Below are 23,168 nucleotides of genomic sequence, written 5' to 3' on the forward strand. Positions count from 1 at the left end.
CTGAGCAGCTTTTCGATCAATCCGCCCTTGTCTGGCATCCCGCCCGGGCGCGACGACAGGAACCGGCGGATGCGCCGCCCGTAAAGGTGGATCGACGTCGTCGCATCCGTCAGGCAGCTTTCGGCAGAGGCGAGACGTGCGGCCTTGACCATGTGGCGGCGATTCTTGAACCCGATCGGGTAGAGCACTTCGATCGGCAGGGCGTATTTGTCCTCGCCCGTCTTGTGCAGATAATGCGTGACGGCATGCGGACCCCAAACGCCCCACTGCATCTCGCTGCAATGCACCGGGGTGCCCGCATCGGCCAGCTTTTGCAGCTTCGTCTTTTCGCCGTCCTCGAACCATTCGGGGATGCCGTATTCATCGCGGGTCATCTCCAGCAGACCGGCCAGGGCCGGGCTGTCCTTTGGCAGACCCAGAACGCCGCCATTGATGTGCTTGTTGCTTTCCCAGCCATAATAATGGCCCGTCTCGGTCCGGAACGGCTTCACGCAATAGGCGTCGGTGTCAGCCCAGATGGTGCGGTCGGACTGCGCCAGCAGATGATAGCGGAACACGTCCGAGAACAGCGCAAGGCTGCCGGTGCGCCCGTGCTGGATGAACTCGTCGCGCTTGAGGATCGCATCGCCATGCACCACCGCCGCGCCGTCGGGCACGCGGGTGACGGGGCCGTAATGATACAGCGTGACCTCGTGGCCCGCGTCCAGGAACGACTGAACGCAAAGCTGTTCGACATAGCTCAGCGGGCCTTCGACCCACAGCATGGCGATATGACGTAGTTTACTCATGGCTTGGAATTGCCCCCGTTTGACCGTAATTTATGTGCGCCCGCGCACGCCTTGGCTGATCGCGAAGATATGCCAGCGCCGCCAGCCGCGTAATCTTGCGCAGTTCCCAAGCGGCACCGGTGACTGTTCTTTCAAGCGCCGCCCTCATGGCCGCAGCAGCGTGACCCGCTCGCGCAGGGCGATCTCGGCCGTGTCCTTGTCGTATAGCCGGGCCAGATGCGCGCGCTCATCCGCGCTCCACGGGTCATAGCCGGGATAATCCGGGCCGCGCGGATAGGCGTCCTGGATCTCGACCCGCCGCGCCAGCGCCGCGTCGCCGCCGTTGCGCTCAATCTCGATCAGCAGCTCCTGAACGGCGCGGTGGCTGGCGGACGGGCGGCCGCGCTTGCGCTGCGGCGCTGCGAGCGACGCCACGTCGATGCCCGGCCCGCACAGATTGCCGATGACGGTGTCCGACAGCGCGCCGAAATCCTCGTGCCGCCAGATCACCAATTGGGCGTCGGGAAAACACGCGAGCGCAAAGTCGATGAAGCCCGCCCAATTGGGCAGGTTCGACAGCACCGCCCGCTTCATCGTGGCCTCGGTGATCAGGTTGTCGCCGGTGGCCGAGCGCAGGAACTCTATAAAGGCCGAGGCAAAGAAATCGGCATAGTCGCGCACCGCCAGATGCAACTCTGTCACCGGATAGGGAATATGCTTGGCAAAAAGCGGCAGCAGCACATCGCTGCGCAGATACAATCCGCCATCGCGCACGCAATGGCCGCAATGGCCGGGCATGTTCTCGTCCGACAGCACGATCCGTTCGCCCGGCCCGGCCCCGATCTTGCCAAAGAAATCGCGCGACTTCTGCACCAGCTCGCTGTCGGTAACGCGGGGCTTGCGATACTGGTTCAGCTGGATCGGAACGGTGTATTCCTTGCGCGTGTCGCGATGATGCACGTAATGCACGCCGCTTTTGCGCAGCTTGCCGGCATTGCGCTGCAGGATCGATTGTATGTGGCTGGTCGCCGTCTTGTGCACGCCGCCATGGATGACGACCTCGGGCGTCTGGGCTGGCATCGGATCAGCTGTCCTGCATCTGCGGCGCCGCGTTGATCCCGGTGATCGCGTCGCGGAAGCCGTCCCATCCCTCGCGCCGGCGCAACTCTGCGATCTTGGCGCGGTGCCATGCGACAGCCGCCTCGTGCAGGCGCGCCAGTTCCGGGTCCGCCAGCATCGCGGCAAGTTCCCTGCGCAGCGCAGGCAGATGAACATGCAGCGCCCTGTCGGTCTCGCTGTTGAAGTTCATCTCGGTCCAATAGGTGATGCCCTGATCGTCATCGGTGTGGTTGGTGCGCCCGCGATCACGCTTGACCAGAAAGCTGTCGACCGACCGGACGGCGTAATGATGCAGGCGCGCATAATCGTGGCTGAATCCGCGATACGCCTTCCAGCCCTGATCCAGATAGGCCTCCGGCATCGGTTTGCCGCCGCCATCCACCCAGGCGACATCGCCGCGATCCAGATGAAAGAGCGGCCGATGCACCCGCAGATGCGCAAAGCGGTCGTTGTTGCGCGCCAGCGTCTTCATTCCGAAGGCGCGATAGTTGGGATACTCATCTTCGCCCAGCGCGCGGTCGAACTGCTCGATCACGGGGGCCTCGCTGTATTCGACCTGCCCGCTGTTGCCGAAAAGCTTCCAGCAGACCGAAATGCCGTCCGCGTCGCCGACGGCGGCATACAGATCATCCAGCCGCCCCTTGCCGACGCGCACGTTGAGAAATTCGTCGCAATCCGCGCAGAGCAGCCAGTCCGCCTCTTGCGCGACCTTTTGCTTGGCGGAATCGCGCAGCGCCGTGCGCTGAGGGCTGATGCCCTCCTTCAGCGGGTTCTCGCGGTGATGCGCCAGCTTCAACTCTTCCAGCCGCTTGGCGATCAGGTCGGTGCCGTCGGCGCAATCGTTCGTATAGATCAGAAAATCGGTAAAGCCGATCACGCGGTTATAGGCGATCCATTCCAACATGAAGGGGCCTTCGTTCTTCATGGTGGTGACGATCACGCTTTTCAGGCCCAGCCCCTTGTCCGGCGCGCGTCCTCCGGCGCCTTCGGGCAGGCGGATCGCGGCCTTGGTGCCGTCCGTGGGCACGTTCGCGCGCTTGATCCGGGCGCGGTCCTCTTTCGCCGGGCGCGGCGCGGTCTCGGCGACAGGGGCGGGCACGGCAGGGGTTGAGGTGGCTGCACCCTCGGGCGCCTCAGTGGCTGCCTCCTGCGCGGCGCGGCGCGCCTTCTTGCGCAGGCGCCGGCGGAATGCCTTGTCGATGTTGTCGGCCAGCGCCTCGCGCCCGCTGTCGCGGAAATATCCCGACAGCGCGCCGCGATACCACGGCAGATACCGCCGCTCGCGATAGAGGCGATAGAACTCCGGCTCGGTCAGCTCGTCCATGATGCACTGCGCCATCACCGCCTTGAGCGCGCCGATCTTGCGCAGGAACACCGCCGTCTTGTGACGGGAAAACCAGCATTTGAAGATGCGGATATTGTCCCCGCCAAGGCGGTCCACATGTTTCCGGTCCAGCTCGAAATGCGGATCGTAAAAGATGTTCACCCGCCCCGCGCCCTGCGTCAGCGCCGCGCCATCGGCCAGCGGCAAGGTCCAGTCCTGGCGCCGCCCGTTTTCATAGCGCGTCTCCCACGGAACCAGATCGGGATCCAGCGTGGTTTGCGGGTTGATCGCAACCACATGCGCGCCCGGCACCAGTGACGAGAACGCCAGCGCGGCATAGCCGCCCATGGAGACCCCGGCAAAGACAACACGCTCGTATCCTTCAAAGAACCCTTGCGCGACCAGTCCCTCAAAGCGGCGGATCAGATCGCCGTCGCGATACCAGTCACTGACATGCGCCATGACGCCCAGATGCGAATATCCGCCGTCCGAGGCGAACTTGTAGGCCCATGGCTCGCGCATGACGGACTGGTCGCCCACGTTCGACAGGTTGTCGAACGTCACCAGCAAGCGGTCGCTGGGCCGTTTGACGAACATCAGCGAGTGTCGCAGGTTCTTTTCGAAAAATCCCTCGCCCTCGGCGCCGGGACGAAGATCGTCCAGCCACCTGGGTGTTTCCGGGCTGTCATCTGCTGCCTGCTGTGCCATTCGTCCAACTTTGCGCCGCGCCGTGTCATTGCCGCGACATGAGCGTTACGGCCTGCCCTGCCGCCCTGTCGCGTTTGCGTTACTATACCGTTTAGCGGCAAATTGTGGCAACAGAACAATAGAAATGTGGTTGTTGTTTCGCAAACGCCACGACGCACGCGGCGGCGCCGGACCCGGCCCTTGCGCAAAGGGCGTTGCAACTGGGCGCGCATGGCCTACCCTTAGCGGCCAGATGCCGGATCATCCATGGAAATGAACAAAGAGGGCCAGATGCTCGACACGATCAAACGCGCAGTCATTCCCGTCACTGCACTGGCACTGTCCGTCCTGGCCATCGCGCTGGCGTGGATCAATCCCGCCTGGCTGTGGCTGCTGGTCGTGACGCTGCCGATCGTGGCGCTCGGCCTTTATGACCGCCATCAAAAGACCTGGACGATCACGCGCAACTATCCCGTCGCCGGGCGCATCCGCTGGCTGTTTTACAAGCTGCGGCCCTACCTGCACACCTATATCGTCGAGGATGATCTGACCGGCACGCCCTATTCCTTCGATGCGCGCAACCTTGTCCATGCCCGTGCCCGCGGCTGGACCGACACGGTCCCCTTCGGGACCGAGCGGGACACCAACGCAAACAATTACCACTGGCTCATGCACTCCATCGCGCCCGAGGATCATCCCGAAAGCAATCCGCGCGTGCATGTCGGCAATTCCCAGACGGCGCAGCCCTACTCGGCCTCGGTGCTTAACGTCTCGGCGATGAGCTTTGGCTCGCTGTCGGCCAATGCCATCCAGGCGCTGAACATCGGCGCCAAACGCGGCAATTATTACCACGACACCGGCGAGGGCGGCGTCAGCGATCACCACACAAAGCATGGCGGCGATCTGGTGTGGGAGCTTGGCTCGGGCTATTTCGGCGCGCGCACCAAGGACGGCAGTTTCGACCCCGCGATGTTCCGGGACACCGCCCAGCGCGATCAGGTCAAGATGACCGAGATCAAGCTGAGCCAAGGCGCGAAACCCGGCCATGGCGGCATGCTGCCCGGCGCCAAGGTCACGGCCGAGATCGCGCGCGTGCGCGGTATCGAGCAGGGCAAGGATTGCCTGTCGCCGCGCGGGCACAGGGCGTTCTCGACCCCGATAGAGATGCTGGAATTCGCCGGGCAGATGCGCGAGCTGTCAGGCGGCAAGCCGGTCGGGCTGAAGCTGTGCATCGGCCAACCATACGAGGTGTTCGCCATCATGAAGGCGATCCTTCAGACCGGCATCCGCCCCGAATTCATCGTCGTCGACGGCGGCGAGGGCGGCACCGGCGCCGCCCCGGTCGAGCTGTCCGACTGGGTCGGAATGCCCCTGACCGAGGGGCTGATCCTGATGCGCAACGCGCTGGTCGGCTGCGGTCTGAAAGATGACATCAAGCTGGCCGGCAGCGGCAAGATCTATTCCGGCATGGGTCTTGCGCACAACATCGCCCTGGGGGCCGATTGGTGCAACGCGGCGCGGTCCTTCATGATGTCGGTCGGCTGCATCCAGTCGCAGCGCTGCCATCTGGACACCTGCCCCACCGGCGTCGCCACGCAGAACGCCGCACGCCAGCGCGGCCTGATCCCGGAGGTGCAGGGCATCCGCTCGGCCCGGTTCCAGCAAAAGACGGTGGATGCGCTGATCGACATGGTCGCCGCCGCCGGGCTGAAACATCCCTGCGAGCTGCAGCCGCACCACCTGATGCACCGCGTCGGGCCGGAGGCCGCGCTGCCGATGGACCTGATCCATTCCTTCCTGCCCGAGAAAATCCTGAACGAGGCGCCCGAAGATACGCTGTATTCCGACTGGTGGGCCGCCGCGCAACCCGGCAGCTTCGATCCGGCCACCGATCTGGTGCGCCGCCGCGCCAAGAAGAACCAGAACGTCGCGCTGTCCTGACCGCGCCCGACCGCGCCTGTCAGGGCTGGCCCGCCGCCGCCGCGCCGCTGGCCGCGCGCCGCATCTCGCCCGGCTCTGCGGCCGCGCGGTAACATCCCGCCTCCGCCTCGACACCGGCGCCGGGCGTGCATGATCCCGTGGCCTCGCGGTAGACACCGCCCTGCGCCGCCTCGCCCACGGGCGTCATCGCAACCTTGCGCCAGCCGCCCCGCAGATAGAGCGCGCCCGCCATCAGCGCCGTCGCCACCATGCCCGCCGGAAAGGACAGCCACAGCGCATCGGCCTCCAGCACCGGATAGAACCCGAACGCAAAGCCCAGCCGCACGGGATACATCGCCACGACCATCACCAGCAGCGGCGCGATCACATAGCCATTGGCGCGCATCGTACCGAACAGCACCTGTGCCACGCCGAAAAACAGATAGCCCCACGTCGCCATCAGCTGAATGTGGCGCCCGATGGGCAACGCCTCGCTGTCGCGGCCCACGAAAAGGCTCAGCGCCGCGCGATCAAAGATCGTCAGGACCGCAATCAGCGTCCCGGTCAGACCAAGGTTGAAAATCAGCCCCCATTTCGTGACCGCGCTGACCCGGTTCCACTGACCCGCGCCGATATTCTGCGCGGCCATGGCGCTGACCGCGGCGCTCAGCGCCATCGCGGGCATCTGCACATAGGTCCACAGCTGCTGCGTCACCCCATAGGCGGCGGCGGTCGCCACGCCCTCGCGGTTGATCAGCGACAGCATGGTGATTGCCGCCGATGAGATCACGATCATCTGAAGCCCGATGGGCAGCCCCTTGGCCAGCATCAGGCGCAGCACCGCAGGATCCGGCAGGATCAGCCGCAGGTCCGGCCCGCGCAGCGCCAGCGGCGAGCCGCGCAGATAGATCGTCGCGACCAGCCCGATCAGCGCGGCGGTATTGCCGATCACCGTCGACAGGGCCGATCCGGCGATGCCCAGCTCCGGAAACGGGCCCAGCCCCAGGATCAGCAGCGGGTTCATCACGATGTCCAGCCCCACCGACACGCACATGAAATAAAGCGGCGTCATCGAATCGCCCGTGCCGCGCAGCGCCATCATCAACAGCGTGAATGTCAGCCCCGTCGGCATCGCCACGAAGATGATGCGCAGATAGGTAAGCGCCAGCGGCGCCGCGTCCCCCGGCGTTCCCAGCAGATCCAGCAACGGCGGCGCATAGACATAGCCCAGCACCGCAATCGCCGCGCTGAGCGGTATGATCGCGCCCAGCGCCGTGCCCACGGCGCGGCGCGCATCCTGCGGCGCGCGGCGGCCCATGGCCTGCCCGATCAGGATGGTCGCCGCCATGCCAAAGCCAAAGACGAAGGACACCAGCAGGAACATCACGAGGTTGCCGTTGGTCGTGGCCGCCAGCGCCTCCTCGCCCAGAAACCGGCCGACCCAGACCGCGTTGATCGACCCGTTCAGCGATTGCAGCACGGACGACGCCAGCGTCGGCAGCGCGAACAGGATCATCGTCGGCGCGATCGCGCCGCCCGTCAGGTCCAGCCTGCCGGCCTTGGCGCCCACGCGCGCCACATTAGTTGAATCGCTCATCGGGCTTGCCTCGTTGGCCGGGGGTTTCGGAACTGGGCACAAGGCCAAGGCTCTTGACTTAGGACCAGCGCCCGACGCGGCAAGCCAGCCTTAGCGCAGCACGGCCCCCAGCGCCATCGCGCCCGCCGCCTGCACCGGGTCTATCACCGCCATGCCCAGCCGCGCCTCCAGCGCCGCGCGCCGCGGCGCGAACCCGGCGCAGCCCAGTACCAGCGCGCCCGCGCCCCGCCCCTTCAGACGCTCGCCCAGTTGCACGGTCTGCTCGAAAACCGCATCCGACGTGCCCACCTCGGCCGCTGATGCATTGTCCAGCGGCAGCTCGCCGACCATACGCTCCAGCACGCCCATCTGCCGCAGGCGCAGCCGGTGCCGCGCAACCGATCGCGGCCCCAGGGCGATGATGCCGAACAGATCGGCGCGTCCCAGCGCCGACAGAACGCCCGCCTCCTGCAGGCCCAACACCGGCTGCGGCACCGCCTCGCGCGCGGCCTCCAGCCCCGGATCGGAAAAGCACGCGATCACGAAAGCACTGCAATCGGGGCGGCTGCGCGCCACATCGGCCACATGCACCGCGGCGCGCGCCGCGTCCCCGGCGCTGGCGATTGTCGCTGGGCCACGCGCGACCGACACCGCCTCGAACGCAGGGCCGGCGCGCAGTGCAAGAGGCGCGAGCGCGGCCATGATGCCATCCATCACCGCCTGCGACGAATTTGGGTTGATGAACAGGATCGGCCCGATCATTGCCCGGCCCCCGCCCGCATCAACTCCACCTCCTTGACGGGCATGCCGGGGCGTCCGGTCCGGCCCATCGGCGCGCGCGCAAAGAAGCGTCCCTGCCCTTCCTTTCCATGCAGCGTGCCATGCGCGACAATGACTTCGCCGCGCGTCATCACAATTTCGGGCACGCCGGTCAGCTCCATCCCCTCGAAAGGCGTGAAATCCATGTTGTCATGCTGATCGGCCAGTGTCACCTTGCGCACCGCTTCAGGGTTCCAGATCGCGATATCGGCATCCATCCCCGGCGTGATCCGCCCCTTTTTCGCGGCGCCAAAGATCCGCGCGGCATTGGTGGAGGTCAGCGCGACGAAATCCTCCAGCCGCAGCCGCCCTTTCACCACGCCTTCGGAGAACAGCCACGGCAGCCGCGCCGCGATCCCCGGCATGCCGTTGGCGATCTTGGGATAGGGCGCGCCCTGCCCGTGCATCAGCTTGCCCGTCCCGTCAAAGCGGTAAGGCGCATGGTCCGAGCTGACGCTATCGAAGGTGCCGGTCTGCACATGCCGCCACAGCGCGTCCTGCGTGGCCGCATCGCGCAGCGGCGGCGAGCAGATGAATTTCGCGCCCTCCATGCCGGGCCGGTCCAGATCGTCGCGCGTCAGGGCCAGGTATTGCGGGCATGTCTCGGCAAAGACCTGCCCGCCCTCGCCCCGCGCGCGCTGCACCCGCGCGGCGCCGCCCGCGGTCGAGACATGCACGACAAACAGCGGTGCACCGGACAGCTGCGCCAGCGTGATGGCGCGGTTGATCGCCTCCTCCTCGGCCAGTTCGGGGCGCGACAGCGCATGATATTTCGGCGCAGTCAGACCGCGCGCGCCCAGCTCGCCGTTCATCCAGGCGACCATCGCGTGATTTTCCGCATGCACCATCGTCAGCGCGCCATGATCGCGGGCCACGCTCAGAATATCCAGCATCCCGGCATCGCCGATATTCAGCAGATCATAGGTCGTGAACACCTTGAGCGACGTGATCCCGCGGGCAAACGCGCGGGGAAGCTGATCGTGCAGCACCTCCTCGGTCGGGTCGGACACGATCAGGTGCCAGGAATAATCGATCACCGATGGCCGGGCGCGCGCGTCATAGGTGGCGATCACGTCGTCGATGGATTGTCCCCGGTGCTGGGCGGCGAAGGGGATGAAGGACGAATTGCCACCGAACGCCGCCGAGATCGAGCCGGACAGATACCCGTCCGCCGTCATGATGCCCGATGCGCTTTCCTGCGCGATATGGGCATGCGCCTCGATCCCGCCGGGCATGACCAGCCGCCCGCCCGCGTCGATCCGCCGGGTGCCGCCCGCCAGTCGCTCGGCCACCGCGCAGATGCGACCATCGGTGATGCCGATATCGCCGGCATAGCGCTCGGACGCAGTGACGATCGTGCCGCCGTGAATGACCGTATCGAACTCCACCGCCCTACTCCCTTGCCCGCAATTCGCGATTGTCCTGCATCTGGTACCAGCGCACCAGCATCCCCGCCGCCAATGGCGCCAGCGGTCGCAGCGGCACCGGTTTGAACGGCAGCGTATCGAAGGCGGTGTCCGCATCCGCCTGCCCCAGCATCCGCCGCGCCAGTTTCGAGCCGAAGTAAAGGCTGCGCGTCACGCCCGATCCGCAATATCCGCCCGCCATCCAGACGTCGTCATGCTGGCCCAGATGCGGCGAATGGTCGGCGGTATAGGCGATCTGGCCGGACCAGACATGCGATATCGGCGCGGTCTCCAGCTGCGGAAACACCCGGCAGATCGCCCGGCGAAAGGCACGGCGCCGCGCCTCCAGCCCCATTCCGCCCGCGCCGAAACGGCCCCCGAAAATGAACGATCGCCCGTCCGGCGTGGGGCGATACCACATGAACACGCGCCCCGTCTCGCCATGCATCCGGCCCTTGGGCGTCAGCTCGGCCATCTGCTCGGGGCTGAGCGGGCCGACGGCGCAGGCGCCCGTCTCCAGCGGCACCACCCGGCGGCTGAGCGCGGCGCTGCGCGCGTCACTGTAGCCGTTGGTCGCCAGCACCACCTCGCGCGCCTCGACCGCGCCGCGCGCGGTCTGCACGGTGTGCACGGACCCATCGCGCTGCAGCCCGGTCACGGCGCAAGGCGCGATGATCTGCACGCCCGCCTCCGCCGCCCGCGCCGCCAATCCCAGCAGCAGCTTGCGCGGGTTCACCCCGCCGTCACGCTCGTAAACCACGCCGCCGCGATAGAAATCGCTGCCGATCTCGCTGCGCTGGTCCGCGCGGCTGACGTGATGGGTCGGCAGGCCGATCTTGGCCTGCAGCCAGTCACATTCGCGGCCCGACGCCTCGTATTGCGCCGCCGTGCGCGCGCCGCGAAACCGGCCGGTCATCGCCAGATCGCAATCGATGCCCTCCTCGGCAACGAACCCCTCCAGATGGTCAAGCGCCTTCAGCCCCTCGCCCAGAATGGCGATGGCGCGCTCTTCGCCGTAGGTGCGCACAAGGCCGCCAATACCCAGCTTGTGCAGGCCCGGCCCCACCATGCCGCCATTGCGCGAGGACGCGCCAAAGCCGACGGCCTCGGCGTCGAACACCGCAACGCTGCGGCCCGCGCGCGCCAGAGACAGCGCGGCGGCCAGCCCGGTATACCCCGCGCCGACAACGGCCACGTCAACCTTGGCGGGCATGGCCCGGCCCTCGTCCGTGGGCGCGGGGCCCGCGGTGTCCAGCCAATAATTGCTCTCGCCCACGAACGACATCCGCGCCTCCGGCACCTTGGGTTACTGCATTGTCCAGTTATCCGCGTTGCGCGCCACGGGAAACCGCGCCTCCAGCCCCAGATCGGCGATGCGCTGAACGCTGGCGGTGAACAGTGCGCGCGACACCGGCACCTGATCGGGCGTCAGCGCAACGGTGCGCAAACGCGCCTCGCGCTCCTGGTAGGCGGCGTAAAGACGGCGCAGATCGGCCACCGCGTCCCCGTCCGAGATATCGACGCGCAGATCATAGGCGTCGATCCCATGCTCGCCCGACACGCGCAGGGCCGCCGATTGCAGCCGCCCCGCCACCTCGCCGCCCGCGTCGCGGCCGGCCTCCAGCGCGGCCATCAGGCGCGCCGCCAGCGGGCTGCCTGCGGCCTGCTCGAACGCGGCGGCCATGGCGGCGGTGACGTTGTCGTTGTCCAGGATGTTGCCCAGCGCCAGACAATCCTGCCCGGCGGTATGCGAATAGATCGAGTACATGCGCCGCCCGTGATACACCGCCGCGCGCCCGGTCGCGTCCAGCACGCCAACCTGGCGCCAGTCGATATGCTCGGTCGAGGCGCAGACCTTGGCCACCACGTCATTTGCGTCCTTGCCATCCTTGAGCAGCGCGATCCCCAGATCGCCCAGCCGGCTGTCGGTCCGGTGCTGCGACAGCACCGCGCCCTTGCCATGGGCCAGCCGCACGCAGCGCGATCCCACCGCAAGATCCGACGTGGTGATCGCCGCCCCGAAAGCGCCGGTTTGCGCACATCTGCCGATGATCGAAAATGTCATGACATTCCCCCTTCTGCCGTCACACCGGATCACGCACCGGCATCGGAACGCTTGCGCCGCTTTGGGCGAAACGCTCCCACATCGCATCGGTCGCCGCCTGCCCCTCGGCCACGGCAGCGCCTTCGTCCATCGTGACAAGCTGGCGGTCCCGCATCAGGAACCGACCGGCGACCATCGTATCGGTCACGATGCCGGGATGTCCGTAATGGACGAGGTTCGAGATCGCCGACAGGCGCGGCGCCATCACCGGCGTTTGCAGATCGATCACCGCCAGATCGGCGCATTTGCCCACGGCAATGCTGCCGATCCCGTCATGGGCCAGCGCCTCGGCGCCGTTCAGCGTGGCGTAGTTGAACACGTCACCCGGCCCCGGCGTGACCGACCGGCCATAGGCGCCCCGGTGCAGCATCAGCGCCGATTTCATCGACTGGAACATATCCTCGGTCATGTTGTCGGTGCCGACGGAAATGCGCACGCCGGCATCCAGTATCGCCTTCATCGGCAGGGGATGCGGCCCCTTCGCCGACATCGACGCAGGCGAATGGACCAGCCGCGTGCCGGTGCGCGCCAGCGTTTCGACATCCGATTCGCTGCAGAAGGTCCAATGCACGGCCAGCAGGTCATCGCCCAGAAAATCGTTCTGCGACAGATACTCGGTCGAGGTGCAGCCATGCAGCGCCTCGACCTGCTGTTTCTCGCTGATGATCTGGCTGAGATGTATGGTGCGGCGCAGATCGTGCTTGCGCGCCAGCGTCGCCAGTTGCCCCAGCATCCAGGGGCTGCAATTGTCCGGCGCGTGGGCCGCGATCATCACGCGCACGCGGTCATCCTCGGTGCCGTGAAACCGCTCGATCAGATCGCGGGTGCGGCCCAGGAACGCCTCGCCGAACTCGCGGTCAAAGCGATAGGTGCCGCTGCCAACCTCGGTCGTCACCGCATCCGCGCAGCTTTCGGCCAGCCACAGGCGCATGCCGGTGTCGATCATCGCGGGCGCGTAATCTGCGACATGGCGCAGCGGATCGACCATCGTCGTGGTGCCGCAGCGGATCGCCTCGGCGCAGGCAAGGCGCGCGATCGCGGCGCGCTCCTGCGGCTCCAGCAGGTAGGACGCGGGCACCATGTACTGATAGACCAGATTGCCCTCGATATCCTCGACCGTGCCGCGCAGGGCCAGAAGAACGGCATGGGTATGGCTGTTGATGAAACCGGGGCTGATGAGGCGCCCGGTCATGTCGATGGCCTCGAACTCCTCGAACTCGGTGCCCTCCAGCGTATCGCGGATGGCGATGATGCGCCCGCCCTCGATGGCGATGGCGCCGCCGCGCAGGACGGGCGCGCGCCCCTCATGCGCCACATGCAGCCCGCCATGCAGCAGGTAGCGTCCGCTCATTTCGCGCCTTCCCGGCCGCGCCAGATGACCACGGCGGTGGCAACCAGCGTCAGCAGCACCAGCATCGTCGCGACCGATGCGATGGTGGGGTCGATATTCTCCTGAATCCCCTCCCAGATCTTCTTGGGCAGGGTGGACACGTTGCGCACGGTGATGAACAGGACGCCGACAATCTCGTCAAAGCTGACGATGAAGGCAAAGATCCCGCCCGTCACCATCCCCGGCATCGCGGCGGGCAGCACCACGGAGCGCACCGTCTGCCACACCGACGCGCCCAGACTGCGCGCCGCCTGCGGGATGCGCGGGTCCAGATTGGCCAGCGCCGCAAAGACCGAGATCGACACATAAGGCAGCGCCAGCAGCGTATGCGCCAGGATCACGCCGACATGCGTGTCGATCAGGCCCAGCGTCACCCAAAAGCGGTAAAAGCCCAGCGACTGCACCACCGGTGGCACCAGAATGGGCGTGATGAGGATCCAGCGCGCAATCGTGCTGGCGCGGTTCGACAGGAACCAGCAGCCGATGGCGAACGCCGTGCCCAGCGCCGTTGCACACACCGCCACGACCAGCCCGATCCAGATGCTGGTCCATGTCGCGGACAGCCAGCGGGGATCCTGAAAATAGGCAACATAATGCTGCAGCGACAGGCTTTCCTTCGGCAGCCCGATATAGCTGGTATCGGTCAGCGACACGGGGATCACCACGAGGATCGGCAGCAAAAGGAAGGCCAGAACCATCCACGCGCCGGTCATGAAGAAGATGCGGAAACCGGACGTCTTCATCAGTTCCGCTCCAACAGAGCGCTGCGCAGGTTGACAAAACGCGCGGCGATCGCGATCACGACCGCCGTCGCCACCAGCAGCGCGACCGACAGCGCCGAGCCGAGTCCCCAGTTCAGGAACTCCTGAATTTGGTAGGTGATGTATTCCGAGATCATCAGAACGCGCCCGCCGCCCAGCAGGGCCGGCGTGATATAGAACCCCAGCGACAGCACGAAGACCAGCAGCGCGCCCGACATCACGCCCGGCATCGTCTGCGGAAAGTAGACCTGCCGGAACGCGGTCCATTCGCCCGCGCCCAGCCCGCGCGCCGCATCCACATAGGCGCCCGAGATGCCGCGCATGTTGGCCATCATCGGCAGCACGGCAAAGGGCAGCATCACGTGAATCATCGCGATCACCACGCCGAATTCGTTATGCATCAGGCGCATGGGACTGTCGGTGATCCCTGTCGCCATCAGCGTATCGTTGACGATCCCGGACCGGCCCAGCAGCACGATCCACGAAAACGACCGGATCAGCACCGACACCCAGAACGGCAAGAGCACCAGCGCCACCATCAGGGGCTTGGCCCGGCGGGCGAAATTGCTGATCACATAGGCCACGATATAGCCCAGGATCAGGCAGCCGATCGTGGTCAGGATCGCGATGCGAAAGGTCAGGATGAAGCTGGTCTGAACGGCGGTGGAATCGAACATTTCCGTATAGTTGGCCACGCCCGGCTTCGGCTCGGTCAGGGAGATCTGCCAGATGCCCAGGAGCGGCCAGATGTAGAACACGATCATGATCGCCAGCGCCGGCAGCACCAGAAACCAGTATCTCAAAGCGTCGGACATGCGGAACATGAAAGCCTCCGGGCGGGTCTCGTGCGGATGAGGGGCCGGATGCGCGCCCGGCCCCCCCGGCGCGATCAGTTGATCAGCGCGTCGATGTATTTTTCCTCGGCCTCGACCTGATGCATGCCGTACCACTCATCGTCATAGAAGATCTGCAGGGCCAGGTTTTCGGGGCTGGACGGGTTCCACTTCTTCAGCTCTTCGGGCACCAGCTCGGCCGCGGCCGGGTTCGCCGGGCCCGAGCCGATCTTTTTCAGCCATTCGACCTGAAGCTGCGGGTCCTGCGCGTGGCGGATGAATTTCATCACCTCGTCGCTGCCTGCCGGGTTGTCCTTGGGCACGACCCACATGCCGGGGGCGATCACACCGCCGTCGAACGACATCTGAAAGGCGCCCTCGTCCATCTGCTCCATCAACAGCTGGCCGCGCGTGGACCAGATGTTGCCGATGGCAACCTCTTCCTGCAGGAACAGGTTCTGGCTGGCACTGCCCGAGCCCCAGACGATGATGTTCTCGCGCAGCTGGCGGAACTTGTCGATGCCGGCGTTGATGCCGTCCTCGGTGCGCAGTACGTCATAGACCTCGTTCATGGGCACGCCCTGCGCCATGGTGGCCGATTCCAGCATCCCGCGCACAGATTTGCGGAACGTCCGCATGCCGGGGAAATCCTTGACGTTCCAGACATCCTCCCATGTCTGGGGCGCGTTGCCGCCCAGCAGCTTGGGGTTCGAGCACAGAACATAGGAATAGACATAATTGCCGACCGCGTATTCATACGCCGCCTGCTCCAGCACGGCAGAGCGGTCGACGATGTCGTAGTTGATCGGCTGGATCACGCCCTGCTCCTGCAGGATGATCGCGGTGCCCATGCCGCTGTCGCACAGATCCCAGACCACCGCGCCGCTTTCCACCATCGCGCGGATCTTGCCGCCCGAGGGGCCGGAGCCGTCGACGACGACCGGGATGCCGGTTTCCTTGGTGTAGGTGTCGGCCATGACCTCCTGCAGCACCTCGGACGCCTCGCCGCCCCAATTGACGACGACGATCTCCTTGGCCTGCGCCATCGCCTTGCTGCCCAGCATCGGCAGCGCGCCCAGCGCGGCCATTGCCGACAGGAAGCCGCGCCGCGTCAGCGTGCCTTCCTTGTATTTGTGGGCGGCGATCTCGATCAGGTCGGCCTTGGCCTGATGGTCGGTGGTGTCCTTGAAAATGGTCATGGTATCCTCTCCTTTGTTGGCGGGCCGGGCGTGCGTTGCGCTGCGGCCTCTTGGGTTGTTCTCGGAGCCGGCCCCGTCAGGCCGGCTCTGCTTCCATCACGACGCAGGCATCGCTGTCCCAGCCAAAGCTGACCGGCAGCCCGGCGCGCGGCGTCACGCCCTCTTTCCACGTCGCCTGCGAAATCAGCAGCGGGCCGATGACGTCATGATCGACCATGACAAGACACCGCTCGCCCAGATAGCTGACCTGCCGGATGGTGCCATCCAGCATCTCCTCGCCGGGCGCGCCAAGGCGGATCCGCTCGGGGCGCAGCGCAAGGTTCAGCACATCGCCGCGCACCTCGGCGCCGGGCGCCTCGACGGGGAACTGCGTGTCGCCGACGGCACATGTCAGTGCATCGCCCTCGCGCCCGCGCACCGGCAGGTCCATGAAATTCGACTTGCCGAGAAAATCCGCGACAAAACGGTTGCGTGGATGATTATAGAGCGCATCGGGCACGCCCTGCTGCTGGATGCGCCCGTCCTTGAGGATCACGACGCGGTCCGACATCGACAGCGCCTCGTCCTGATCGTGGGTGACATAGATGAACGTGACGCCCAGACTGTCATGCAGAGATTTCAGCTCCCACTGAAGATCCGCGCGCAGCTTCTTGTCCAGCGCCGACAGCGGCTCGTCCAGCAGCAGAACCTGCGGCTCGAACGACAGCGCGCGCGCCAGCGCGATGCGCTGCTGCTGCCCGCCGGACATCTGGCTGGGCATGCGATCGGCGAAATCCTCCATCTGCACGAGGCCAAGGCAGTATTCCACGCGCTTCTTGATCTCGGACGCGGGGCGTTTGCGCACCTTCAGCGGAAAGGCGATGTTGTCGCGCACCGTCATCGTCGGGAACAGCGCATAGCCCTGAAACACCATGCCGAAATCGCGATGCTCGGGCGGCTCGGACGTGATGTCGCGGCCGCGCAGATCGATGCGCCCCTCGCTGAGCGGCGCAAATCCGGCAATCGCCGACAGCAGCGTCGTCTTGCCTGATCCGGACGGGCCGAGCAGCGTCAGGAATTCGCCCTCCTCGACGGTCAGATCGACACGGTCCAGCGCGTGGACCGGCCCATAGCGCTTGGTCGCGCGCGAAATGGTCAGGATCGGATCGGTCATCTTGGCAATTCAGGTCTTTCTGCAGGGGTCAGGATGGTCCGGCAAGCCGGGCGACCCGATCATGAAAAGCACAGCGCCGGACAACATTAAAATAAAAAACCGGGCTGCGTGTATAATCGCGCATTATATCCTGCGACCCGATTACGCTAGCACATCCTGCAGATGATCGGCGACATGTCTGCGGAAAAAGGATTGAAATTCCATCGCGACGCGGGACGTGGGAAAAAGGTTTGACGTGGCCGAATGCGCCTTGAGCGGCATGGCCGGCGCCACGGGGCGGATCGCGATCCCCTTCAGATCGCGCCCGGCCAGCGCGAAACTGTCGACCAGCGCCACCCCGATTCCGCTGCGCACCATCTCCAGCGCGGCGATGGTATGGCGCACCTCCAGAAAATACCGCCGCCGAAGCCCGCGGCGAAAGAACTCCGAATCGATCAGGCGGCCCAGCGGCGTCTCGGCGGAGTACGAGATGTGACGCGTATGGCTGAGATCGCCGATATCGACCACCTGGGACAATGCAATCTCATGGCCCTCTGGGCAGACACACAGCAACTGACCTTGCGCAATGGGCTTGACCGTAAGGGCTGAATGGCTGGGCTGACTTATCGACAGGCCCAGATCGGCCTGCCCGCTGACCAGCCGGTTGGCGATCTGGTCCGTATGACCCAGATCGACCGACACGTTCAGGTGCGGGCGATCTTCCAGAAAGCTGGCCAGCACCGGGGGCAGCACGATCTGCCCCAGCGACGGCGTCGCCACGATGCTCAGCCGCCCGGTGGTGCCGTCGCGCAGCTCGTCTATGATCGAGGACACGCGGCGCTGCTGCATGAACAGATGCTGCGCCTCCTGCGCGATGTGGCGCGCCTCGGGCGTGGGGATCAGGCGGCCGCGCTCGCGCTCGAACAGGGCGAAACCGGCCAGTGTTTCGATATGGCGCACCATGTTGCTGACGGCGGGCTGACTGACTGACAAAAGCTCGGCCGCCTTGGCGGTGGTGCCCACCTCGATCACGGCGCAGAGCACTTCGAGCTGCCTTGCATTGATCACGCCAATAACCCCCGCTTATCACATGCCCATGAAATTTTATTTCACACTGATAGGCGGGCTGTCTAGCAAATTGGGGATACCGGCAATCAGGAGAACGCCATGAAACGCCACGAGGTCTTTGCCGTCGCTCAGCTGGGCCCGATCCATCTGGCCGATTCCAGGGCCCGCACCGTGAACCGCCTGATCGACATGCTGCGCGAGGCGCATGGGCGCGGCGCGACATGGGTGACCTTCCCCGAACTGGCGCTGACCACGTTTTTCCCGCGCTATATCTACGACACGCCCGAGGAATACGACGTGTTCTTCGAAGAGGGGCTGCCCTCGCCCGCGATGGTGCCGCTGTTTGACGCGGCCCGCGATCTGGGCGTGGGCTTCTACCTTGGCTATGCCGAAAAGGTGCAGCAGGACGGGCGCACGCGGCGCTTCAACAGCTCGGTTCTGGTCGGGCCGAACGGTGATATCTTGGGAAAATACCGCAAGATCCACCTGCCCGGCACGGCCGAGCCCATCGGCGATCTGGAATTCGAGCATCTGGAGAAACGGTATTTCGAGGTCGGCGATCTGGGCTTTCCCACCTTCGCCACGCCCTCGGGCCGGTTCGGCATGTGCATCTGCAACGACCGCCGCTGGCCCGAGACATTCCGCGTCATGGCCCTGCGCGGGGCCGAGGTGTTCATGCTGGGCTACAACACGCCCACCCGCAACATCCACCATCACGAACCGGCTTACCTGCGCGAATTCCACCATCGCCTGTCGCTTGAATCGGCGGCCTACCAGAACGGCGCCTGGGTCATGGGCGCCGCCAAATGCGGGGCCGAGGACGGCTTTGCGATGATCGGCGGCTCGATGATCGTGGCGCCCACGGGCGAGGTTGTGGCGCGCGCCGCCAGCGAGGATGACGAGGTCATCACCCATAATTGCGATCTGGACATGGGCGCCTATATCCGCCGCTCGGTCTTTGATTTCGCGCGGCACCGGCGCATCGAACATTACGGGCCGATCACCCAGCAGACCGGCGTGGAGATCCCCGAATGACCTTCTCGCTGGCGGGCCGGTGCCCCAATTCAGGTCAGATCGGCTATGTCGTCGCGACCTCGTCGGTCTGCGTCGGCGCGCGCGTCGGGATGGTATCGGACGGCGTCGTCATCTTCTCGCAGGCGCGCACCGATCCGCGGCTGCACGCCGCGGGGCTGGACGCGTGGCGCAAGGCGCCCGGAGATGCAAGGCAGGCGCTGAACGCGATGAAGGAGCACGCGGTTGCGTCGCATTGGCGCCAGCTTGCGGTGTTCCCGATGGCGGGCGCGGCGACCCATCATACCGGCGCGTCCTGCCTTGCCCATTGCGGCGCGCAGGCTGGCGCCCATTCGCTGGCCTTGGGCAATTTCCTTGGCTCGGACCGGGTGATGCCGACCATGATCAACACGTTCGAGAACAGCGACGGCCCGCTGGCGCAGCGCCTTCTGGCCGCCATTCGCGCGGGCGAGACCGCGGGCAGCGAGCGCGAGCCGCTGCAATCGGCGGCCCTTGTGGTAATGGGCGCGGATGATCTGAAGGAGGTCGATCTGCGGGTCGATTTTTCGACCGATCCGCTGGCGGATATGGGCCGGTTGCTGGAGGACTGGCTGCCCAAGGCGCCCGCCTATCGCATTCGCGCGCTCGACCCCGATAACGCGCCCTCCTCGGCGGATGTCGAAGGGCGCCAGACATGAAAAACCGCGCATGGTGACATGCGCGGCTGAGTTTCTTGAAGCGTTCGCTCTAGCCGATGGCTCAGGCTAAAGGCGAAACGCCTTAGTGAACAACCGCATCTTCAGGCGGCTGGCGCTTGGTGCTGCCCACCCGGTCGCCGATAATCAGGCCGTCGGCGCCCGCGGTGATCTTCACCGTGCTGTCGTCCAGCACGTCACCGGCCAGCAGCAGTTCGGCCAGCGGATCCTGAATGGCCCGTTGCAGCACCCGCTTGAGCGGACGCGCCCCGAACACCGGATCATAGCCCTCGTCGGCCAGCCATTTCTTGGCCCCTTCGTCCAGATCCAGCGTGATCTTGCGGGCGGCCAGACGCTTCTTGAGGCGCTCCAGCTGCACATCGACGATGCCCGTCATGTTCTCGCGGCTGAGCCGGTCGAAAATGACGATCTCGTCCAGCCGGTTCAGGAACTCGGGCCGGAAATGGGCGCGCACCGCCTCGTTCACGCTGCGCTTTGCCTCGGCCACGTCGGCCCCCTCGGGAAGCTGGCTCAGCGCCTGCGACCCAAGGTTCGACGTCAGCACGATCAGCGTCTGCTTGAAGTCGACACGATGCCCCTGACCGTCGGTCAGAACGCCGTCATCGAGAACCTGCAGCAGCACGTTGAACACGTCCGGATGCGCCTTCTCGACCTCGTCGAACAGCACCACCTGATAGGGGCGTCGGCGCACGGCCTCGGTCAACACGCCGCCCTCGTCATACCCGACATAGCCCGGAGGGGCGCCGATCAGACGGCTGACGCTGTGCTTTTCCATGAACTCCGACATGTCGATGCGCACCATGGCGTTGTCGTCATCGAACAGGAATTCGGCCACAGCCTTTGTCAGCTCGGTCTTGCCCACGCCGGTCGGCCCGAGAAAGAGGAAACTGCCCAGGGGCCGGTTTTCGTCATGCAGCCCGGCACGCGCCCGGCGCACGGCATTTGCCACGGCGCGCACGGCGGTATCCTGACCGATGACGCGCTTGTGCAGCCCGGCCTCCATGTTCAGCAGCTTCTCGCGCTCGCCTTCCAGCATCTTGGCGACGGGGATGCCCGTCCACCGCTCGACCACCTGCGCAATCTGCTCGGGGCGCACAGCCTCTTCGACCATGACACCGTCAGATTCCGACTGCTCGGCCTCGGCCAGCTGCTTTTCCAGTCCCGGAATGACGCCGTAGGACAGCTCGCCAGCCTTGGCCAGATCGCCCGCGCGCTTGGCGTGGTCCAGATCGATCCGGGCGCGGTCCAGCTTTTCCTTGATGTCGCGCGCACCGGCCAGCTTGTCACGCTCGGCCTGCCATTTGGCGGTCATCTCGGCAGAGCGTTCCTGCAGGTCGGCCAGTTCCTTCTCCAGCTTGACCAGACGGTCCTTGGACGCGGTGTCATCCTCTTTCTTCAGCGCCTCGGCCTCGATCTGCTTTTGCAGGATTTCGCGGTCCAGCGCATCCAACTCCTCGGGCTTGGAGTCCACCTCCATGCGCAGACGGCTGGCGGCCTCGTCCATCAGGTCGATCGCCTTGTCGGGCAGGAAACGGTCGGTGATATAGCGGTGCGACAGCGTCGCCGCAGTCACCAGCGCCGAGTCCGAGATCCGCACGCCGTGGTGCAGCTCGTACTTTTCCTTGATCCCGCGCAGGATGCTGATCGTGTCCTCGACCGTCGGCTCCTGCACGACAAGCGGCTGGAACCGGCGGGCAAGGGCCGCGTCCTTTTCCACGTGCTTGCGATACTCATCAAGCGTGGTCGCGCCGATGCAGTGCAATTCGCCGCGCGCCAGCGCAGGCTTGATCAGGTTTGCCGCATCCATCGCGCCATCGCCCTTGCCCGCGCCGATCAGCGTGTGCATTTCGTCGATGAACAGGATGATTTCGCCCGCCGCTGCGGTCACTTCATTGAGGACGGATTTCAGCCGCTCCTCAAACTCGCCGCGATATTTGGCACCCGCAATCAGCGCGCCCATATCGAGGCTGAGCAGCCGCTTGTTGGCAAGGCTTTCAGGCACGTCACCATTGACGATGCGCAGGGCCAAGCCCTCGGCAATCGCCGTCTTGCCGACGCCCGGCTCACCGATCAGAACGGGGTTGTTCTTGGTTCGGCGGCTCAGCACCTGCATGGCGCGCCTGATCTCGTCGTCGCGGCCGATGATGGGGTCGATCTTGCCCTCCTCGGCGGCGGCGGTCAGGTCGGTCGCGTATTTCTCAAGCGCCTCATAGGTGTCCTCGGCACTGGCCGAATCGGCCGTGCGGCCCTTGCGGATGTCGTTGATCGCCTCGTTCAGCGTCTGCGCCGATACCTTGCCAGCCTCCAAAGCCTCCTTGGCGGGGGATTTTACCATCGCCAGCGCCTGAAGCAGCCGCTCCACCGGAACGAAACTGTCCTTGGCCTTCGTCGCCAGCTTCTCGGCCTCGGCCAGAACCTTGCCGGTCTGCTGGTCCATATATGTCTGGCCTGCGTCGCCCTGCACCTGGGGGATCTTGGACACGGCCAGATCCACGGCCTGCTGCACGCGGTCAGGCGCACCGCCCGAGCGGCGGATCAGGTTGGCGGCAAGGCCCTCTGCGTCGTCCAGCAGCGCCTTGAGCAGGTGTTCCGGCGTCAGCCGCTGGTGGCTTTCGCGCATCGCGATGGTCTGGGCAGCCTGAATGAACCCGCGCGACCGTTCCGTGAACTTGTTCAAGTCCATCGTCATTCTCCTTTTACAAGCGTCATTCCGGGGGCGCACCCTGCGGACAGGCATACGCGGTTCGGAAACCTCCAGTTGTATTTGGGCAACGCCCCTGCGCGCTTCAAGATGGCCAAGTGCGAAAACGCGGCCAAGGTAAACTTTTTGTAACCTGTGATGAAACCGCGACAGGGCGGGCATAGTTATCCACAAGAGGCAGACAGGAAAAAAACACCGCCTCGCCGGGCCTACAGGCCGGTTTTCACAAGGAGCAGTCCGATGAAGATCGAAAAAATTCAGTTCGAGAACGTGCGCTATAACCCCGAGCATGGCGCGTTCGAAACGCTGGTAAAAATCCATGACGGGGGTGACGTATTCTCCTACCCCGCGCAGGTCGCCGCGCCCTTGTACGCCGAATATGGGCTGATCGCACGGGGTCTGATGCAGGCCGCCCGTAACGCCCACAAGGCCGCGACCGGCGGAATTCGCTTGCAGCACGCAACGCCGACCAAGGCTGTTGTCGCCGATGCCAGTCAGAAATCCCTGCTGAGCCGTCTTCTGGGCAATGCCGCCGCCTGATTGATACGCCCTGCGGCCTGCGCCAATCAGCACAGGCCGCAAACGGCTGTTGACCAACGCCGCACCGCCCGCGAAAAGCATGGGAGCCCGAACGC

19 protein-coding genes (1 of these 19 running past the window's edge) are annotated in these 23,168 nt (G+C 65.4%); 4 read left to right on the top strand and 15 right to left on the bottom strand.

Translation table 11 applies throughout. The features are described from left to right. The 3 genes from DC366_RS06355 to DC366_RS06365 form a co-directional block, all read right to left on the bottom strand. Positions 1 to 788 carry the 5' portion of a hypothetical protein gene (locus DC366_RS06355; protein ID WP_243405054.1) on the bottom strand. It extends 70 nt beyond the left edge of the window, so only the first 788 of its 858 coding nucleotides appear in the window; it begins with the start codon at positions 786 to 788; the stop codon falls past the left edge of the window. A 144-nt stretch (positions 789 to 932) separates the two neighbouring features. Further along, positions 933 to 1,847, bottom strand: a complete 915-nt coding sequence (locus DC366_RS06360; RefSeq protein ID WP_108691389.1) for a hypothetical protein — start codon at positions 1,845 to 1,847, stop codon at positions 933 to 935. A gap of 4 nt (positions 1,848 to 1,851) precedes the next feature. After that, positions 1,852 to 3,918, bottom strand: a complete 2,067-nt coding sequence (locus DC366_RS06365; RefSeq protein WP_108691390.1) for a glycosyltransferase family 2 protein — start codon at positions 3,916 to 3,918, stop codon at positions 1,852 to 1,854. Positions 3,919 to 4,164: 246 nt separating this feature from the next. On the opposite strand from DC366_RS06365, the gene DC366_RS06370 reads away from it, so the two are divergent. Next, positions 4,165 to 5,838: an FMN-binding glutamate synthase family protein gene (locus tag DC366_RS06370; protein ID WP_243405055.1), complete on the top strand. Its 1,674-nt coding sequence runs from the start codon at positions 4,165 to 4,167 to the stop codon at positions 5,836 to 5,838. A 19-nt stretch (positions 5,839 to 5,857) separates the two neighbouring features. Here the strand turns inward: DC366_RS06370 and DC366_RS06375 are convergent, their stop codons facing one another. The 11 genes from DC366_RS06375 to DC366_RS06425 form a co-directional block, all read right to left on the bottom strand. Further along, positions 5,858 to 7,414, bottom strand: a complete 1,557-nt coding sequence (locus DC366_RS06375) for an MATE family efflux transporter (protein WP_108691391.1) — start codon at positions 7,412 to 7,414, stop codon at positions 5,858 to 5,860. Between the two features lie 90 nt (positions 7,415 to 7,504). Then, entirely contained in the window at positions 7,505 to 8,155 is a 651-nt protein-coding gene (locus DC366_RS06380; RefSeq protein ID WP_243405056.1) for an aspartate/glutamate racemase family protein, read from the bottom strand. Beyond that, positions 8,152 to 9,600: a dihydropyrimidinase gene (gene hydA, locus DC366_RS06385; protein ID WP_165802861.1), complete on the bottom strand. Its 1,449-nt coding sequence runs from the start codon at positions 9,598 to 9,600 to the stop codon at positions 8,152 to 8,154. The genes DC366_RS06380 and hydA overlap by 4 nt, the downstream gene beginning before the upstream one ends. Before the next feature lie 4 nt (positions 9,601 to 9,604). Next, positions 9,605 to 10,903, bottom strand: coding sequence for an NAD(P)/FAD-dependent oxidoreductase (locus DC366_RS06390; RefSeq protein ID WP_108691393.1), 1,299 nt, complete (start codon positions 10,901 to 10,903; stop codon positions 9,605 to 9,607). 21 nt (positions 10,904 to 10,924) lie between these two features. Beyond that, positions 10,925 to 11,683 (bottom strand): DUF1028 domain-containing protein, encoded by a 759-nt coding sequence (locus tag DC366_RS06395; RefSeq protein ID WP_108691394.1) that lies wholly within the window; start codon positions 11,681 to 11,683, stop codon positions 10,925 to 10,927. 19 nt (positions 11,684 to 11,702) lie between these two features. Next, entirely contained in the window at positions 11,703 to 13,073 is a 1,371-nt protein-coding gene (locus DC366_RS06400; RefSeq protein ID WP_108691395.1) for an amidohydrolase family protein, read from the bottom strand. After that, positions 13,070 to 13,855: an ABC transporter permease gene (locus DC366_RS06405; protein WP_108691396.1), complete on the bottom strand. Its 786-nt coding sequence runs from the start codon at positions 13,853 to 13,855 to the stop codon at positions 13,070 to 13,072. The genes DC366_RS06400 and DC366_RS06405 overlap by 4 nt, the downstream gene beginning before the upstream one ends. Continuing rightward, on the bottom strand, positions 13,855 to 14,697 hold the full coding sequence (locus DC366_RS06410) for an ABC transporter permease (protein ID WP_108691397.1): 843 nt from the start codon (positions 14,695 to 14,697) through the stop codon (positions 13,855 to 13,857). Before DC366_RS06410 ends, DC366_RS06405 begins: the two co-directional genes overlap by 1 nt. Before the next feature lie 65 nt (positions 14,698 to 14,762). Beyond that, positions 14,763 to 15,905 carry an extracellular solute-binding protein gene (locus DC366_RS06415; protein WP_108691398.1) on the bottom strand — a complete coding sequence of 381 codons (1,143 nt, stop codon included), beginning with the start codon at positions 15,903 to 15,905 and terminating at the stop codon, positions 14,763 to 14,765. A gap of 76 nt (positions 15,906 to 15,981) precedes the next feature. Beyond that, a complete protein-coding gene (locus DC366_RS06420; RefSeq protein WP_108691399.1) occupies positions 15,982 to 17,058 on the bottom strand; it encodes an ABC transporter ATP-binding protein in 1,077 nt (358 codons plus the stop codon). A 141-nt stretch (positions 17,059 to 17,199) separates the two neighbouring features. Then, the gene (locus tag DC366_RS06425; RefSeq protein ID WP_108691400.1) at positions 17,200 to 18,105 is read right to left on the bottom strand and encodes a LysR substrate-binding domain-containing protein; all 906 of its coding nucleotides are present in this window, start codon (positions 18,103 to 18,105) and stop codon (positions 17,200 to 17,202) included. Between the two features lie 99 nt (positions 18,106 to 18,204). On the opposite strand from DC366_RS06425, the gene DC366_RS06430 reads away from it, so the two are divergent. Next, positions 18,205 to 19,140, top strand: a complete 936-nt coding sequence (locus tag DC366_RS06430; protein ID WP_108691401.1) for an N-carbamoyl-D-amino-acid hydrolase — start codon at positions 18,205 to 18,207, stop codon at positions 19,138 to 19,140. Beyond that, positions 19,137 to 19,814 (top strand): DUF1028 domain-containing protein, encoded by a 678-nt coding sequence (locus DC366_RS06435; RefSeq protein WP_108691402.1) that lies wholly within the window; start codon positions 19,137 to 19,139, stop codon positions 19,812 to 19,814. The genes DC366_RS06430 and DC366_RS06435 overlap by 4 nt, the downstream gene beginning before the upstream one ends. Before the next feature lie 82 nt (positions 19,815 to 19,896). Here the strand turns inward: DC366_RS06435 and clpB are convergent, their stop codons facing one another. Next, entirely contained in the window at positions 19,897 to 22,515 is a 2,619-nt protein-coding gene (gene clpB / locus DC366_RS06440; RefSeq protein WP_108691700.1) for an ATP-dependent chaperone ClpB, read from the bottom strand. Positions 22,516 to 22,773: 258 nt separating this feature from the next. Here clpB and DC366_RS06445 point away from each other — a divergent pair, with 258 nt between their 5' ends. Further along, positions 22,774 to 23,073: a hypothetical protein gene (locus DC366_RS06445; protein ID WP_108691403.1), complete on the top strand. Its 300-nt coding sequence runs from the start codon at positions 22,774 to 22,776 to the stop codon at positions 23,071 to 23,073. The last annotated feature ends 95 nt before the right edge of the window (positions 23,074 to 23,168 follow it).

It is taken from the genome of Pelagivirga sediminicola (genome assembly GCF_003072125.1).
GTDB lineage: Bacteria > Pseudomonadota > Alphaproteobacteria > Rhodobacterales > Rhodobacteraceae > Roseovarius > Roseovarius sediminicola.